This window comes from Streptomyces sp. AC558_RSS880 (assembly GCF_019049255.1).
In the GTDB taxonomy this organism is placed as follows: domain Bacteria; phylum Actinomycetota; class Actinomycetes; order Streptomycetales; family Streptomycetaceae; genus Streptomyces.
Genome location: NZ_JAGMUJ010000130.1, coordinates 380,116 through 396,837, shown reverse-complemented (window position 1 = coordinate 396,837; position 16,722 = coordinate 380,116). Strand labels below are relative to the sequence as shown.

Sequence of the window (16,722 nt, the reverse complement as noted above, 5' to 3'; positions counted from 1 at the left end):
AAGGATGCCGTACGTCATGGTGCAGATAACGAACACGCCCGCGTCCGCGTCCCCCGCACCGACGCGCTCCGTACCCACGAGTGCCGATGTGGCCCGGCTGGCCGGCGTCTCGCGCGCGACCGTCTCCTACGTCCTGAACAACGCCGGTGCCGTCCGGATCAGCGAACCCACCCGCCGCCGTGTCCGCGAGGCCGCGAGGGAACTCGGGTACGTGCCGCACGCGGCGGCCCGCAGCCTGCGCGCCGGACACAGCCGTACGGTCCTGATGCCCGCGCCCGCCTTTCCCGTCGGGCCGCTCTACAGCCAGTTCATCAACGATCTCCAGGGCTCCCTGGCCCGCCTCGACTACACGGTCGTGCAGTACGGCACCGTCGGCCTGCACGACGACGAGGCCGCCCGCGCCTGGGCCGAGCTGAGGCCCGTGGCGGTCCTGGTGCCCGGCTCCGGGCTCGGCCCGCGCGGCGTCGAGGTGCTCAAACGCTCCGGGGCGCGGGCCGTCGTCACCCTCGGTCCCGAGCCCGTCGAGGGCGCGCACGCCCTGCTCATGGACCACGACGTCGTCGGGCACAGCGCCGGCGCCCACCTCTTCGACCGGGGCCGCCGCCGGATCGGCGTGGTCGTTCCGGGAGAGCCCGCCCTGGAGGCGTTCTCCGCGCCCCGCCTGGCCGGGGTGCGCGCCGCCCTGCGCGGCACTGACGCCACGGTCACCGAGCTGCCGCTCGCGCACGACGAGGGCGCCGCCGCCCGGCTGGCCGCCCGCTGGCGCGAGCTCGGCCTCGACGCCGTGTTCACGTACAACGACGAGTACGCGATGCTGCTGATGCGCGCGCTGCAGGACGAGGGCGTCCGCATCCCCGAGGAGACCGCCGTGGTCGGCGCCGACAACCTGATGCTGGGCCGGCTGCTGCGGCCCCGGCTGAGCACCGTCCACCTCGAACTGCCGGCCGGCCGCGAGCTGGCCGAACTGGTCGACCGCGCGGTCCGCGACCCCGCGGCGGCGCCCGAGGCCCACAAGGTGCTGGGGGCGTCGGTGGTGCGACGCGAGTCCAGTTGACTCAAGGGGTGCGGGGCTCTACTGACATGCGGCTCCGCCGCGTGGGCGCGAAGGATCTGGGGGCGGGGCCCCCGGGGACGACGGGGGTCCCTCCCGCTCGAGCGAAGCCGGGAGTGTGGGGGAGGGAAGGGGCGGAGGGGCGAAGCCACCCCACCGCCACCCTCACCGCCGCCGAGGCCGTCTCAGGCGCCCGGCGCCTCGCCCTGCTGCGCCTGCTGCTCGGCGATCTGCTTGCGGACGTCGTCCATGTCCAGCTTGCGGGCCTGCCCGATGACATCCGTCAGAGCGGCCTCGGGCAGCGCACCCGGCTGGGCGAACACGGCGACCTGGTCACGCACGATCATCAGCGTCGGAATCGACTGGATGCCGAAGGCCGCGGCCAGCTCCGGCTGCGCCTCGGTGTCCACCTTGCCGAACACCAGGTCGGGGTTGTCCGCCGCCGCCTTCTCGTACACCGGCGCGAACTGGCGGCACGGACCGCACCAGGCCGCCCAGAAGTCGATCAGCACGAACTCGTTGTCCGTGACCGTCTGGTCGAAGTTCTCCTTGGTGAGCTCCACGGTGCTGCTCATCGCGTGTTCCCTCTTCCTGGCGTCGGGTCGGGCCGTCGGCACAACACGGCCGGCCGGTCACCTATTCCGCGCCCCTACCCATGTGGCCACAGCGCACACCACCCACCAGACTGACGCCATGACGGAAACGCAATCGACGCAACCGGAATCAACCGCCTACGACGTCGTGGTGCTCGGCGCCGGACCCGTGGGCGAGAACGTCGCCGACCGCACCCGCGCCGCCGGGCTCACCACCGCGGTCGTGGAGAGCGAACTGGTCGGCGGCGAGTGCTCCTACTGGGCGTGCATGCCCAGCAAGGCCCTGCTGCGCCCGGTCATCGCCCGGGCCGACGCCCTGCGCGTCCCCGGCCTGAGCCGGTCCGTCCAGGGGCCCCTGGACGCCGACGTCGTACTCGCCCGCCGGAACTCCTTCACCTCCGACTGGAAGGACGACGGCCAGGTCCAGTGGCTGGAGGGCACCGGGGCCGACCTGTACCGCGGCCGGGGACGGCTCACCGGTCCGCGCACCGTCACCGTCACGGACGCCGACGGCGGCAGGCGGGTCCTCACCGCCCGGCACGCCGTCGCCGTCTGCACCGGCAGCCGCGCCCGGCTGCCCGACCTGCCCGGACTCGACGGGGTCCGGCCCTGGACCAGCCGCGAGGCGACCAGCGCGCAGTCCGTGCCCGGTCGGCTGGTCGTGGTCGGCGGCGGGGTCGTCGCCACCGAGATGGCCTGCGCCTGGCAGGCCCTCGGCTCGCGGGTCACCGTCCTCGTCCGCGGCGAGAGCCTGCTGAACCGCATGGAGCCGTTCGCCGGCGAGATGGTCGCCGAGGCGCTCACCGAGGCCGGCGCGCAGATCCGCACCGGCACCTCGGTGAAGTCGGTGACCAGGGAGAACGGCACGGTCCTGGTCGTCACCGACGACGGTGACCGGATCGAGGCCGACGAGATCCTCTTCGCCACCGGACGCGCCCCGCGCACCGACGACATCGGTCTGGAGACGATCGGCCTGGAGCCCGGCTCCTGGCTCACCGTGGACGACAGCCTCCGCGTCACCGGCCACGACTGGCTGTACGCCGTCGGCGACGTCAACCACCGGGCCCTCCTCACCCACCAGGGCAAGTACCAGGCCCGGATCGCGGGCGCCGCCATCGTCACCCGGGCCGCCGGGGAGCCCGTACAGGCGGAGGACTGGGGCGCGCACGCCGCCACCGCCGACCACGCCGCCGTCCCCCAGGTCGTCTTCACCGACCCGGAGGCGGCCTCCGTCGGCCTCTCCCTGGCCGAGGCGGAACGGGCGGGCCACCGCGTCCGCGCCGTCGACGTCGACCTGTCCTCGGTCGCGGGCGCCGGCCTGTACGCCGACGGCTACAAGGGCCGCGCCCGCATGATCGTCGACCTCGAGGACGAGATCCTGCGCGGCCTCACCCTCGTCGGCCCCGGCGTCGGCGAACTCATCCACTCCGCGACCATCGCCGTCGCCGCCCGCGTCCCGATCGCCCGCCTGTGGCACGCGGTCCCGTCCTATCCGACGATCAGCGAGGTCTGGCTCCGCCTCCTGGAGGCCTACCGCGACGCCTGAGCCGCAGCGGCCCCTCCGGCCCTTCCGGCCCGTCCGGCGTTTGAGGACGAGGCCCGTTCAGGGCCGAAGGAGGTCCGGGGGCGCTGGGGGTCCTTCCCGCTCGAGCGAAGCCGGGAGTGGGGGAGGGAAGGGGCGGCGGGGGCGAACCATCCTTCGGGACGCGGTCACGGCAGCTCGAAGCCCAGGTGCCGCGCCGCCCCGTCCGGCGTCGGCTGCGACCAGCGCTCCGCCACGGCCCGGCTGGACGACAGCGAGCGCGGCTCGGCCCGGTCGAGGTACAGCGTGCCGTCGAGGTGGTCCGTCTCGTGCTGCACGATCCGCGCGGGCCAGCCGGTGAACACCTCGTCCAGCGCCCGCCCGTGCTCGTCCTGCCCCCGCAGCCGCACCTCGGCGGGCCGCGCCACCACCGCCTGGTACCCCGGCACGCTCAGGCACCCCTCGAAGAACCCGACCCGCCGGGTGCCGACCGGCTCGTACGCCGGATTGACCAGTACCCGGAACGGCTGCGGCACCCGCCCGCGCGCGAGGCGCACCTCCTCCGGGACCGGCGCCGGATCCTCGATCACCGCGATCCGCAGCCCCACCCCGACCTGCGGCGCGGCCAGCCCGACACCCGGCGCCGCGCGCATGGTGACCCGCAGCGCCGCCACGAACCGGGCCAGCAGCTCGGGCCCCAACTGCCCGTCGTACGGCTCGGTACCACCGCGCAGCACCGGGTCACCGGCCGCGACTATGGGCAACGGCCCTTCCACGGCGAGCAGTTGCTCGACCCGCTCGGTCAAGGGCGCGCGATCGTCCGGAGTTCCCATGCCGCCAGGATCGCACGCCTTCCGCATGTGGCACAGGTCACACGTATCTCCCGGGAACCGGACGCCCCGCCACCCCGACTACTGCACCACCACCCCGCCCGCCGAGACGTCCCCGGGAGAACCCCACCGATGACCACCGCTCCCTCTACCAGCACGGAAGAGGCACCGAAACCCCCCGCCCCCGCATCGGAGAAGAGCGCCTGGGCCGGCCTGCGCCCCCTCGTCCTGCGCCTGCACTTCTACGCGGGAGTCCTGGTCGCGCCGTTCCTCCTCGTCGCCGCCCTCACCGGCCTGCTGTACGCCGCCTCCTTCCAGGCCGAGGAGATCGTCTACGACCATGAGCTGACCGTCCCCGTCGGCGACCGGAAACTGCCCGTGTCCGAGCAGGTGGCCGCCGCCCGCGAGGCCCACCCCGAGGGCACGATCTCCGCCGTACGCCCCTCACCCGAGGCGGACGCCACCACGAGGGTGATGCTGTCCGGCATACCGGGTGTGGACCCCGACCACACCCTGGCCGTGTTCGTCGACCCGTACACCGCGAAGGTGCGCGGCGAACTGGAACAGTACGGTTCCACGGGCGCGCTGCCCCTGCGCACCTGGATCGACGAGTTCCACCGCGATCTGCACCTGGGCGAACCGGGCCGCCTCTACAGCGAGTTCGCCGCCAGCTGGCTGTGGGTGATCGCGTGCGGCGGACTGGTGCTGTGGTTCTCCCGGCGCCGCGCCCTGCGCAAGATACGCGGCACCAGCGGGCGGCGCCGCACGCTGGCCCTGCACGGCGGCGTGGGCGTGTGGGCCGCGGCCGGCTTCATCTTCCTCTCGGCGACCGGCCTGACCTGGTCCACCTACGCCGGCGCGAACATCGGCGAGCTGCGCACCTCCCTCGGCCAGGAGACCCCCTCGGTGTCGGCCGCGGCGGCCGGCGAACACGCGGGCCACGGCGCGGCCGGCGGTACGGCGGGCGACGCGGCGCACGGCGTCGGCCTGGACAAGGTCCTCGCGGCGGCGCGGGCCGAGGGCCTGGGCGACCCGGTGGAGATCGTGCCGCCCGCCGACGAGAAGTCCGCGTACGTCGTGCGGCAGATCCAGCGCAGCTGGCCCGAGAAGCAGGACTCGGTCGCCGTCGACCCCGCCTCCGGTGAGGTCACCGACGTCCTGCGGTTCGACGACTACCCGGTCCTCGCGAAGCTCACCCGCTGGGGCATCGACCTGCACACCGGCAACCTGTTCGGCCTGGTGAACCAGATCGCCCTGATGGCCCTGGCCCTCACCCTGATCCTGCTGATCCTGTGGGGCTACCGCATGTGGTGGCAGCGGGGCCGCGGCTCCGCCTTCGGCCGGCCGGTCCCCCGCGGGGCCTGGCAGCAGGTGCCGCCGTACGTACTCGTCCCCCTGCTGGCGGCGATCGCCGTCCTGGGCTACTTCGTCCCGCTCCTCGGCATCCCCCTGGCGGCGTTCCTCGCCGTCGACATCGTGCTCGGGGAAGTGGCCCACCGCCGGGGCCGGCGGACGTACGGAAGCGGCACGGCGGCACGATGACGCACGGTGCCCGGCTCCCCGTCGCGGGGAACCGGGCACCGGCCCGCCCTCACTCCTCGTCGAAGGAGCCGCCCAGCGCGGCGGCGATCCGCAGGTGCGGCCGGGCCTCGTCGTCCCGCCCCTGCCGCTGGAGGGTGCGCCCGAGCATCAGCCGGGCGTAGTGCTCCACCGGGTCACGCTCCACGATGACCCTCAGCTCCGCCTCCGCGCGCCGCAGTTGCGCCGAGTGGTAGTAGGCGCGCGCCAGCAGCAGCCGCGGCCCGGTCTGCTCCGGCACCTCCTCGACCAGCCCGCCGAGAACGCGCGCGGCGGCGGCGTAGTCCTTGGCGTCGAAGAACATCCCGGCGCGCTCCCAGCGCTCGGCCGGCGTTCCGTGGTCGTAGTACATGGTGTCCACTCCTGACCTCCTTCGACGCCGACAACGGACCGGGGCGGTTCCGTATTCCGCTCCGCGCCGCCGGGCGGCTCGTCGCCGGAGGACGGGGAACGCCGGCGGACCCGGCCCGTGCGTCCGGTTCAGGTCGCCAGGCCCTGGCGGTAGGCGTAGACCACCGCCTGGACGCGGTCGCGCAGGCCGAGTTTGGCGAGGATGCGGGAGACGAAGGTCTTCACGGTCTCCTGGCTGATCAGCAGGGCCGCGGCGATCTCGCTGTTGGACAGGCCGTCCGCGATGAGGCGGAGGACCTCCAGTTCGCGGGGGGTCAGGGGGAGGTCCCGCGGCGCCCCGCCCTCGGCGGGGCGGATCCGGGCGGCGTACCGGCCCACGAGCCGGCGGGTCACCTCCGGGTCCAGCAGCGCCGCGCCCATGGCCACGGTCCGGATCCCGTGGAGCAGTTGGGACGGCGGCGCGTCCTTGAGCAGGAACCCGCTCGCCCCCGCGCGCAGCGCCTCGTAGACGTACTCGTCCAGGTTGAACGTCGTCACCACGAGCACCTTCACCGGATGCGGCACCCCCGCACCGGCCAGCAGGCGGGTGGCCTCGATGCCGTCGAGCACCGGCATGCGTACGTCCATCACCACGACGTCCGGACGGAGCCGGCCGGCGAGGTCGACGGCGGACCGCCCGTCGCCGCACTCGCCCGCCACCTCCAGGTCGGGCTGGGCGTCGATGATGGTCACCAGGCCGGTGCGGATCAGCATCTGGTCGTCGCAGACCAGGACCCGGATCGGTGCGGTCATGCCGTGTTCCCCGTCGGTACCGTGTCTTCCGTCGCTGCCGTGTCCCCTGTCGCTGCCGTGTCCCTCGTCGGCACCGTGGTCCCCGTCGGTATGCGGGCCCGTACGACGAAGCCGCCGCCCGCCTCCGGGCCCGCGCTGAAGTCGCCGCCCAGGACGTCGACCCGCTCCCGGAGGCCCACCAGGCCCCGGCCGCTCCCGCCGGGGGAGGAGGCCACCGGTGCGCCGGAACCGTCCGTGCCGACCTCCACGGTGATCTGCCGTTCGCTGTGCCGCACCAGGACCCGGGTGGCGCCGCCGTGGGCGTACTTGAGGGCGTTCGTCAGGGACTCCTGCACGACCCGGTAGGCGACGAGGTCGGCGCTGCCGGTCGACGGCGCCGGCGTACCCTCCTCGGTGAATTCCACCGGCTGCCCGGCCCGGCGGGTCTGCTCCACGAGCGTGAGGAGCCGGCCGACGGGCGGTGTCCTGGTCTCGGGGCCGTGGTCGGGGTTGAGCAGGTCGAGCAGGTGCCGCAGGTCGGTGATGGCCCGACGGCCGGTGTCGGTGACGGCGGTCAGTGTCCGGTCCAGCCGGTCGGGCGCGGCGGTCAGATAACGGGCCGCCTCGGCCTGCACGACCATCGCCGTCACATGATGGGTCACGACGTCGTGCAACTCGCGGGCGATCCGGGCGCGTTCGGCGGTCCGGGAGTCCTCGGCGACGCGGTGCCGGCGCTCGGCCTCCGCGACCCGGGTGGAGCGCAGCCACGCCCCGATGCCCCAGGCGAGGGCCACCGCCAGGTAGAACGTCACGAACTCGCTCACCGGCTCGCCCGGACCCAGCCGGTGGAACGCGACCGTCAGCGCCACGTAGACGGCGGTGCACAGGGCCGCGGTGGTGCGCCGGTACCGCTCCAGATACGCCCCGGCGCTCAGCAGCGCGATGGGCAGCGCGGTGCCCGCGGGGGAGTGGTAGCCGCGGAGCTGGTCGAGGGCGAACCCGGCCACCACCAGGGCGAGACAGACGGCCGGCCACCGCCGGCGCACGGCGAGCGGAAGGGCCTGGAGGGCCACCGCCACGAAGGCGAGCGTGTCGAAGGGACGCTCCGGCACGCCGCCGACGAGCGTTCCGTGGTTCTGGAAGTCCGGCAGCAGCGACAGGGAGAGGACGAGCAGCCCGAGCAGAAGGTCCCTGACGGTGACGTCCAGCCGGTGCCACCGTTCCAGGAGCCGGTGAGGAGCGATCACCGGGGCAGTCTAGCGGTGGAGTCGACCCGGTCGGCGCGCCGGCGGGGCACCAGACGGCCGCGCCGGTGGGCCAGCCACAGGAACGCGATCGTCAGCAGCACACCGAACAGCACCGAGTACACGCTTCCCTCCGGCCCGAAGTCGCCGCCGGTGATCCACTTGTTGCCCGTCGTCGTGGAGTCCAGCAGCCCCTGCTCGGTGTCGTTGCCCGAGACCACGGTGCTGAAGATGCCGCCCGCGGCGAAGTTCCAGCCGAAGTGCACGCCGATCGGCACCCACAGGTTGCGGGTGGCGACGTACGCGGCGGCGAGCATGCCGCCGGCCTCGATCGAGATGGCGAAGGCGCCCCACACCGTGGCGTCCGGGTTGGGCAGGTGCGCCAGGCCGAACAGCAGCGCGGTCAGCGCCAGCGCGATCCAGGTGCCCAGGTACTCCTCGGCGATCCGGAACAGCACACCGCGGAACAGCAGCTCCTCGGTGACGGCGGCGGCTGCCATGAAGCCGAACAGCCCGGCCGTGCCGCTCAGCGAACCCAGGCCGTGCACCTCGTAGTTGCCGGAGGTGAAGAGGTTCGTGATGACCATGCCGAACATCACGACGCCGATCAGCGTCCCCCGGCCGAGCGCCGGCGCGGCACCGTTCGGGTCCAGTTCCGTGACCGGCCGGCGCTCGGTCCGCGCCACCACCCAGCGGTAGACCAGCACGGCGAGCACGGTGGTCAGCAGCCCGAGGGCGAGCGTGAGCCATGGGTTGTCCCGCACCGCGTTCACGCTCTGACCGCCTACGGCGGTGATCGCCACCACGGCCAGGATCTGCCAGACCACTCTCATCGATGACTCCTTCGTCGGTCCCGCGGCCCAGCGCCGCGTGTCACAACGGACGCTACGGATCCGGCGGCCGGGAATCGTCACCGTGCAGTGGACACTTGCCCGTAGCTCGCTCGGGGGACGGGACGCGCTCCGTGGACCACATGTGACAGGTGCGGCGAACGGTCGGCCAACTCTGGACGGCCAGATGTGAAATGGATTTCTTGTGTCACGGAACGAGCGCGCCGGTCGATTCCCCCGCCCGTCCCGCCGACAAGGTCGACTCCCGCTGTGTACCGCTGTGACCTGCTCGAACACCCTGGAGGCAGAAGATCCAAGAGGCCCGCGCCGCAGCGGTCGCACGGCCGGAAGAATGGGGTGCATCGGCCAATTCTCGCCGAATCCTCGCCTCCCATGCGTCAGTTGACGCCCTCCTGGCGCGCTAGTACCGTCCGCTGAAATCGATTTCGACGCTGGCCGGCCGAGTCCACCGGGAGCACAGTCAATGCGCAGATCCGCCCCACCCTCCAGACCGGCAGGGCCCCTGGGCCGTGCCATGGCCACGGCCCTGCTCGCCCTCGGCACGGTGCTGACGGTCGTGCCGCCGGGTTCGGCCGCGACCGGTACGACGCCGGACGTCGTACGGACCGCGGAAACCCGGGCGGCCGCCGCCGGTTCACCTCCGGCGAGCGGCTTCTTCTCGACCGTGGCCGTCGACCCCGCGGCCACCGTCGGCGCACCCGCGGCCGGCGACAACCGGGACCACGGTGACCTCTGGCCCAACTGCTGGTCCGACGACGACAACGTGTACGCCGCCTACGGCGACGGGACCGGCTTCGGCAGCGACTTCAGCGACATCGGGGTCACGAAGATCTCCGGCATGCCCGGCGGACTGACCGGATCACAGCTCTCCACCGACGTGGGCCAGATCTGGAGCGCGGGCCACAACCGCAAGCCGACCGGCATGGCCTGTGTGAACGGCGACCTCTACCTCGCGGTGCAGGACCTGGCGCACGACTTCAACGACGCCCCGGCCGCGACGATCGCCAGGTCCACCGACAAGGGCCGCACCTGGACCTGGGACCGCGACCGGCCGATGTTCGGCGGCGGCGTCTTCACCACGGTGATGTTCCTGGACTACGGCAAGAACTACGCCAACGCCCCCGACGACCACGTCTACGCCTACGGCCTGGACCACAACTGGCGGGACTCCTTCGACAACACCGTCCCCGACCCCGTCGACCTGTACCTGGCCCGCGTCCACAAGAACTCCGTCATGGACGAGAACGCCTGGCAGTACATGTCCGGCACGGACACCTCCGGCAACCCGGTCTGGTCCACGGAGATCGCGCAGCGCAAGCCCGTCCTCCACGACGACCGGCGCGTCTACCAGAACGTCCTCACCCCCGGCCGGGCACGCGACATGACGGTCCTCGGCCAGGGCGGCGTCGTCTACAACAAGCCGCTGAACCGCTACATCTACACCTCGTGGACCGAGTACACCTTCGAGTTCTACGAGTCCCCGACCCCCTGGGGCCCCTGGAAGCACTTCGCGACCAAGGACTTCGGCGGCTACCCCTGGACCCACTCCAAGCACGGCGGCTACGCCACCACGATCCCGTCCAAGTACATCAGCGCCGACGGCAAGTCGATGTGGCTCCAGTCCAACGTCTGCCCCTGCGGCGGCGGTTACCCGCAGGGCGACCACTACGCGTACACCTTCTCCCTGCGGAAACTGAGCCTGGAGCCGCGCCGCGACACCACTCCCGGCAACGCCGCCGACCCGAACCGCAACCTCGCCCGCGAACCCGGCACGGTGCCCGTCCAGCGGGCCACCCACTTCGGCAAGGACGCCTTCTACGCCGACGGCAACCGCGACCAGAGCGAGGACGACTGGAACGACGAGCGCAAGGACGCCGGCTGGTGGGGCTACACCTGGCCGCGCCAGTACATGATGAACAAGGTCACCTACACCACGGGCGACATGTTCGCGGACGGCGGCTGGTTCGCCGGTGACCTGCGCGTCCAGGTCCGGCGCGACAACCAGTGGGTGGACGTCTCCGGCCAGCGCGTCGGCCCCGCGTACCCGTACGACAACTCCGCGGGCCCGCACCGGACCTACACCTTCTCCTTCGACCCGACGGCGGGCGACGGCGTGCGGATCATCGGCCGGCCCGGCGGGGCGAAGACCTTCACCTCCATCGCGGAGCTCGAGGTCCACTACGGCGACGCGGGCGGCCTGATGCTCGGCGGTTCACCGACCGATGTGACCGGTGACGGCAAGGACGACATCGTCACGTTCACCCGCGGCACCGCCGCGGAGGTCTACGCGGTCCCCTCGGACGGCACCGCGTTCACCGGCGGGGGCAAGTGGAACGACCACTTCGCACCCGCCGGGGAGACGCCGCTCACCGGTGACTTCAACGGGGACGACAAGGACGACGCGATCACCTTCACCCAGGGGACGACGGCCGACGTCTACGTCGCGCCCTCCACCGGCACCTCGTTCGCCACCGGGCAGAAGTGGAGCGACCACTTCGCGCCCGACGGCGAGGTCCCGGCCGTGGGCGACTTCGACGGCGACGGGACCGACGACATCGTCACCTTCACACAGGACGCCACCTCCGACGTCTATGTGTCCCTCTCCGACGACAAGTCCTTCACCACCGGCGGGAAATGGCACGACCACTTCGCGCCGCGCGGCGAGTTCCCGGCCGTGGGCGACGTGAACGGCGACAAGAAGGACGACATCATCACCTTCACCAAGGGCACCGAGGCCGCCGTCTACGTCGCCTTCTCCGACGGCGACTCCTTCGGGCCCGCACGCAAGGTCCTCACCGGCTTCTCGCCCGGCGCCGAACTGCCGCGGGTGGGCGACTTCGACGGGGACGACCGCGACGACATCGCCTCCTTCACCGCGGACGCGGCCGCCGAGGTCCGCGTCGCCCTGTCCGACGGCGAGGGCTTCGTCGCCAAGGGCCTCTGGCACGACGCGTTCTCGGGCCCCAGCGCCTCCCCGTACGTCGGTGACTTCGACGAGGACGGCCGGGACGACGTGGTCTCCTTCGGCCACACCCCCGAGGCCGATGTGCACGTGGCGCTCTCGTCCGGCACCGCCTTCGGGGAGCCGAGGAAGTGGAACGACTTCTTCGGCCTCCCCGGCGAGATCTCTCTCTGAGCCCCCGCCCCGTCCTCTCCACCCGTGGCACCCGGGCACGCGCCCCGATTCGGCGCGTGTCCCGGGCAGCCCTGTGCCCACAACCGACCGATGGCGATTCCCGCCCCCCATGGAAGGAAGAACGAAGTGCGAAGACGGCACCTCAGCCTGGGCCTGATCGGCACCGTACTGGCCTCCGGCGCCCTCCTGGTCCCCGCACAGACGGCCTCGGCCGCCGGCACCCGCCCCGACTTCCGCGCGCCCTGGCCGTGCGGACAGGGGCGGGACTACTACCACCACTCCTCCGAGGCCCACAACGCACTGGACTTCAACATCGCGGGCTCCGCCGACCTCGGCACCCCGGCCCTGGCCTCGGCACCCGGCACCGTGATCGACGTGGTGCCCATGCCCAACACCTCCGGGTACGGCAACTATGTGCGCGTCGACCACGGTGGCGGCTGGACCAGCCTGGTCGCCCACCTGGACCGCATCACCGTCTCCAAGGGCCAGTACGTCCGCACCGGCGACGAACTGGGCAAGGTCGGCACCACGGGCGAGTCGTCCGGTCCCCACCTGCACTACGAGCAGGAGGCCGACGGCCAGAACGTGCCCATCGTGATCGACGGGGTGGCGCTGCGCTACAGCTCCACCGCCGCCCGCCACACCAGCGGCAACTGCGGAACGCCTCAGCCGCTGTTGGCCGGTTCGCCGACGGACTTCACGGGTGACGGTGTGGACGACATCGTGACGTTCACCCAGGACCCGGAGGCGGACGTCTATGTCGCTGCCTCGACCCGTGAGGGGTTCGGTGGGGCGAAGGTGTGGCACGACTTCTTCGCGCCGAGCGGGGAGACCCCGCTGACGGGTGATTTCAACGGTGACGACAAGGACGACGTCGTCACCTTCACCAAGGGTGCCGACTCCGATGTGTACGTGGCGCTGTCCAACGGTGGCGGGTTCGGTCCTGCGGCGGTCTGGCACGACCACTTCGCGCCGGGTGGTGAGGTTCCCGCGGTCGGTGATGTGAACGCGGACGGTTTCGACGACATCGTCACCTTCACTCATGACGCCGACGCCAAGGTGTATGTCGCGTTGTCCAACGGCAGCAACGGTTTCCTCCCGGCGACGGTGTGGCACGACTTCTTCGCGCCGGCCGGTGAGTTCCCGGCGCTCGGTGACATCGACGGTGACGGTGACGACGATCTGATCGCGTTCACTCAGGGCACCACCGCGGACGTGTATGTCGCTCTGTCGAACGGGGAGAACGGCTTCGGTGCGGGCAAGCTCGTGCACGAGCACTTCGCGCCGGCCGGTGAGCAGCCCCGGGTCGGTGACTTCAACGGTGACAAGAAGGACGACATCGTCGCCTTCACTCAGGGCGCCGAGTCCGATGTCTTCGTGGCGCTTTCGGACGGGGCCCGGTTCGAGGGCGGGCAGCTCTGGAACGAGTTCTTCTCTCCCTCCGGCGAGTTCCCGTACGTCGGTGACTACGACGGTGACGGCAAGGACGACATCGTCACCTTCACCCACAACGCCGAGGCCGACGTCTACGTCGCCACCTCCAACGGCACCGACGGCTTCGTCAACGGCCGCAAGTGGCACGACTTCTTCGGCACCCCCGGCGAAACCAGCCTCTAGCCACCACCTGATCCCGACCCGAAAGGGCACACCCATGCCCCGTCATAGACGTCTGTCCGCCTGCGCCGCCGGGTTGGCGGCGGCAGGTTTCCTGATAGCCGCCGGTGCCACGCCCGCCCAGGCCGCCGACCCGTCGCCGAAGCCGCCCAAGAACCTGGCCAACGCCGAGGTCCTGGACGCCTCGTGCTACGTACCGTCGACGCACGATCCGAACGTCCTCGTCAACGTGCTGCGCGTCGCCCGCACCCACAACGCCAACGCGAAGGTGACCCTCGCGGCCTTCGAGGCCGGCTGGGTCGAGTCGCACATGAACAACCTGGCCTGCGGTGACAAGGACTCCATCGGTGTCTTCCAGCAGCGGCCGAGCTACGGCTGGGGCACCGTCGAGCAGATCATGGACCCCTGGTACGCGGCGACGCAGTTCGTCACCCGTGCCATCGCCAACGACCGGAAATACCCCGGCTACACCGCCGGCCAGCTCGCCCAGAGCGTCCAGGGCTCCGGCTTCCCCACCCGCTACGACGAGGCGGAGGCCAAGGCCCGCGCCCTGCTCGCCGAGGCGGAGCGCAGCACCGGCGTCTTCGGCGGAGGACCCACCGACTTCACGGGCGACGGTGTGGACGACATCGTCACCTTCACCCAGAACCCCGAGGCGGACACCTACGTCGCGCCCTCCACGGGCAGCGAGTTCGGTGGGGCGAAGCTGTGGCACGACTTCTTCGCTCCGCGTGGCGAGACCCCGCTGACCGGTGACTTCAACGGCGACGACAAGGACGACGTCGTCACCTTCGCGCACGGTCCCGAGGCCGACGTGTACGTGTCGCTCTCCAACGGTGACGGGTTCGGTCCGGCGACGGTCTGGCACGACTTCTTCGCACAACGGCACGAGGTTCCCGCGGTCGGTGATGTGAACGCGGACGGTTTCGACGACATCGTCACGTTCACCCATGACGCCGACGCCAAGGTGTATGTCGCGTTGTCCAACGGCAGCAACGGTTTCGGGCCCGCCACGGTCTGGCACGACTTCTTCGCGCCGGCCGGTGAGTTCCCGGCGCTCGGTGACGTGGACGGTGACGGTGACGACGATCTGATCGCGTTCACGCAGGGCGGCACGGCGGACGTGTATGTGGCTCTGTCCGACGGGGAGAGCGCCTTCGGTGCGGGCAAGCTCGTGCACGAGCACTTCGCCCCGGCCGGTGAGCAGCCCCGGGTCGGTGACTTCAACGGTGACAAGAAGGACGACATCGTCGCCTTCACCCAGGGCGCCGAGTCCGATGTCTATGTCGCCCTGTCGAACGGCTCCGGGTTCGGTCCCGGCGCGCGGTGGAACGAGTTCTTCTCTCCCTCCGGCGAGTTCCCGTACGTCGGTGACTACGACGGTGACGGCAAGGACGACATCGTCACCTTCACCCACAACGCCGAGGCCGACGTCTACGTCGCCACCTCCAACGGCACCGACGGCTTCGTCAACGGCCGCAAGTGGCACGACTTCTTCGGCACCCCCGGCGAAACCAGCCTCTAGCTTCCACAACAGGGGGAACCCATGTCCCAGCACCCACCCAACCGCAGACGCACCGGACCGGGCGCGGCCCTGCTCGTCGCCGTACTCGCCTCCGCACTGACCCTGACCGGCCGGGCGAGCGCCGCCCCGGCCGACGACACCGCCATGAACGACGCCTTCGCCGCCGCGAGCAAGGAGTTCGACGTTCCGCGTGACCTCCTGGTCGCCGTCGGGTACGGGGAGACCCATCTCGACGGCCACGCCGGCAAGCCGAGCGCGTCCGGCGGCTACGGGGTGATGCACCTCGTCAGCAACCCGGAACGCCGGACGCTGGAGACCGCGGCCGAGCTGACCGGTCTGCCGGCCACCGAGCTGAAGCGCGACACCGACGCCAACATCCGTGGCGGCGCCGCCGTCCTGCGGTCCTACGCCGACGCCCTCGGACTGGACGCCGGCGAGCGGGACCGTATCGGCGAGTGGTATCCCGCCGTCGCCGAGTACGGCGGTGCGGACCGGGCGAGCACGGCACGGCTGTACGCCGACACGGTGTACGACTTCCTCGGACAGGGACTGGCCCAGAAGGTGACGGGCGGTGAACGCGTCACCGTCAAGCCGCGAACGGTCGAACCGGAACGCGGAGAGTACGAGAAGACACGTCCGCTCGGCAGCTCCACCGGCGACGGCGAGCAGGCCGAAGTCTCCGTCCTGAGCGCCGATTACGGGCCGGCCCACTGGGTCCCCGCCCATGCGAACAACTACGAGCCCGGGCGTTCGGCGCGGATCGACAAGGTCGTCATCCACGTCACGCAGGGCTCGTACGCGGGCTCCATCAGCTGGTTCCAGAACGGTGCCGCGGGCGTCAGCTCGCACTATGTGATCCGTTCCTCGGACGGCGATGTCACCCAGATGGTGCGTGACTCCGACACCGCGTACCACGCCCGCAGCGCCAACCCGTCGTCGCTCGGGATCGAGCACGAGGGGTACGTCGACAACGCGTCCTGGTTCTCCGACGCCATGTACCGTTCCTCCGCCGCGCTGACCCGGCACCTGTGCGACCAGCACGGCATCCCCAAGGACCGGGCGCACATCCTGGGCCACAACGAGCTGCCGGGCAACGACCACACGGATCCGGGACCGCACTGGAACTGGAACTACTACATGCAGCTCGTCACCAGCGGTGGCAGCGGGATGCGGGCCGGTTCGCCGACGGACTTCACGGGTGACGGTGTGGACGACATCGTGACGTTCACCCAGGACCCGGAGGCGGACGTCTATGTCGCTGCCTCGACCCGTGAGGGGTTCGGTGGGGCGAAGGTGTGGCACGACCACTTCGCGCCGGGCGGGGAGGCTCCGCTGAGTGGTGACTTCAACGGGGACGACAAGGACGACGTCGTCACCTTCACCAAGGGTGCCGAGTCGGACGTGTACGTGGCCCTGTCCGACGGTGGCGGGTTCGGGCCCGCGAGTGTGTGGCACGACCACTTCGCGCCGGGTGGTGAGGTTCCCGCGGTCGGTGATGTGAACGCGGACGGTTTCGACGACATCGTCACGTTCACCCATGACGCCGACGCCAAGGTGTATGTCGCGTTGTCCAACGGCAGCAACGGCTTCGGGCCCGCCACGGTCTGGCACGACTTCTTCGCGCCGGCCGGTGAGTTCCCGGCGCTCGGTGACATC

The 16,722-nt window shown here is 71.4% G+C and carries 13 protein-coding genes; 7 read left to right on the top strand and 6 right to left on the bottom strand.

Annotated features, from left to right (window positions below; genetic code table 11):
- Positions 1–16 precede the first annotated feature (16 nt).
- The gene (locus KUM38_RS31410; RefSeq protein ID WP_374227110.1) at positions 17–1,054 is read left to right on the top strand and encodes a LacI family DNA-binding transcriptional regulator; all 1,038 of its coding nucleotides are present in this window, start codon (positions 17–19) and stop codon (positions 1,052–1,054) included.
- A gap of 182 nt (positions 1,055–1,236) precedes the next feature.
- Here the strand turns inward: KUM38_RS31410 and trxA are convergent, their stop codons facing one another.
- The gene (gene trxA, locus KUM38_RS31405) at positions 1,237–1,626 is read right to left on the bottom strand and encodes a thioredoxin (RefSeq protein WP_217134388.1); all 390 of its coding nucleotides are present in this window, start codon (positions 1,624–1,626) and stop codon (positions 1,237–1,239) included.
- Between the two features lie 118 nt (positions 1,627–1,744).
- Between trxA and KUM38_RS31400 the strand changes: the two genes are divergently transcribed.
- Positions 1,745–3,190 (top strand): NAD(P)/FAD-dependent oxidoreductase, encoded by a 1,446-nt coding sequence (locus tag KUM38_RS31400; RefSeq protein ID WP_217134387.1) that lies wholly within the window; start codon positions 1,745–1,747, stop codon positions 3,188–3,190.
- Positions 3,191–3,354: 164 nt separating this feature from the next.
- On the opposite strand, the gene KUM38_RS31395 is transcribed toward KUM38_RS31400, so the two are convergent.
- Positions 3,355–3,999 carry a peptide deformylase gene (locus KUM38_RS31395; RefSeq protein ID WP_217134386.1) on the bottom strand — a complete coding sequence of 215 codons (645 nt, stop codon included), beginning with the start codon at positions 3,997–3,999 and terminating at the stop codon, positions 3,355–3,357.
- A 129-nt stretch (positions 4,000–4,128) separates the two neighbouring features.
- Between KUM38_RS31395 and KUM38_RS31390 the strand changes: the two genes are divergently transcribed.
- On the top strand, positions 4,129–5,538 hold the full coding sequence (locus KUM38_RS31390) for a PepSY domain-containing protein (protein ID WP_217134385.1): 1,410 nt from the start codon (positions 4,129–4,131) through the stop codon (positions 5,536–5,538).
- Positions 5,539–5,587: 49 nt separating this feature from the next.
- Here the strand turns inward: KUM38_RS31390 and KUM38_RS31385 are convergent, their stop codons facing one another.
- From KUM38_RS31385 to KUM38_RS31370, 4 genes are all read right to left on the bottom strand, one after another.
- Positions 5,588–5,935, bottom strand: a complete 348-nt coding sequence (locus KUM38_RS31385; protein ID WP_217134384.1) for a tetratricopeptide repeat protein — start codon at positions 5,933–5,935, stop codon at positions 5,588–5,590.
- A 119-nt stretch (positions 5,936–6,054) separates the two neighbouring features.
- Entirely contained in the window at positions 6,055–6,717 is a 663-nt protein-coding gene (locus KUM38_RS31380; RefSeq protein WP_217134383.1) for a response regulator transcription factor, read from the bottom strand.
- Positions 6,714–7,943: a histidine kinase gene (locus KUM38_RS31375; protein ID WP_217134382.1), complete on the bottom strand. Its 1,230-nt coding sequence runs from the start codon at positions 7,941–7,943 to the stop codon at positions 6,714–6,716. Before KUM38_RS31375 ends, KUM38_RS31380 begins: the two co-directional genes overlap by 4 nt.
- Positions 7,940–8,773: a CPBP family intramembrane glutamic endopeptidase gene (locus tag KUM38_RS31370; RefSeq protein ID WP_217134381.1), complete on the bottom strand. Its 834-nt coding sequence runs from the start codon at positions 8,771–8,773 to the stop codon at positions 7,940–7,942. The genes KUM38_RS31375 and KUM38_RS31370 overlap by 4 nt, the downstream gene beginning before the upstream one ends.
- A gap of 532 nt (positions 8,774–9,305) precedes the next feature.
- On the opposite strand from KUM38_RS31370, the gene KUM38_RS31365 reads away from it, so the two are divergent.
- From KUM38_RS31365 to KUM38_RS31350, 4 genes are all read left to right on the top strand, one after another.
- Positions 9,306–11,927 carry an FG-GAP-like repeat-containing protein gene (locus tag KUM38_RS31365; protein ID WP_217134379.1) on the top strand — a complete coding sequence of 874 codons (2,622 nt, stop codon included), beginning with the start codon at positions 9,306–9,308 and terminating at the stop codon, positions 11,925–11,927.
- A 126-nt stretch (positions 11,928–12,053) separates the two neighbouring features.
- The gene (locus KUM38_RS31360) at positions 12,054–13,544 is read left to right on the top strand and encodes a VCBS repeat domain-containing M23 family metallopeptidase (RefSeq protein ID WP_217134377.1); all 1,491 of its coding nucleotides are present in this window, start codon (positions 12,054–12,056) and stop codon (positions 13,542–13,544) included.
- A 34-nt stretch (positions 13,545–13,578) separates the two neighbouring features.
- Positions 13,579–15,066, top strand: a complete 1,488-nt coding sequence (locus tag KUM38_RS31355) for a VCBS repeat-containing protein (RefSeq protein WP_217134375.1) — start codon at positions 13,579–13,581, stop codon at positions 15,064–15,066.
- Positions 15,067–15,087: 21 nt separating this feature from the next.
- Positions 15,088–16,722: N-acetylmuramoyl-L-alanine amidase (locus KUM38_RS31350; RefSeq protein ID WP_217134373.1), on the top strand; the 1,635-nt coding region annotated here is incomplete at its 3' end.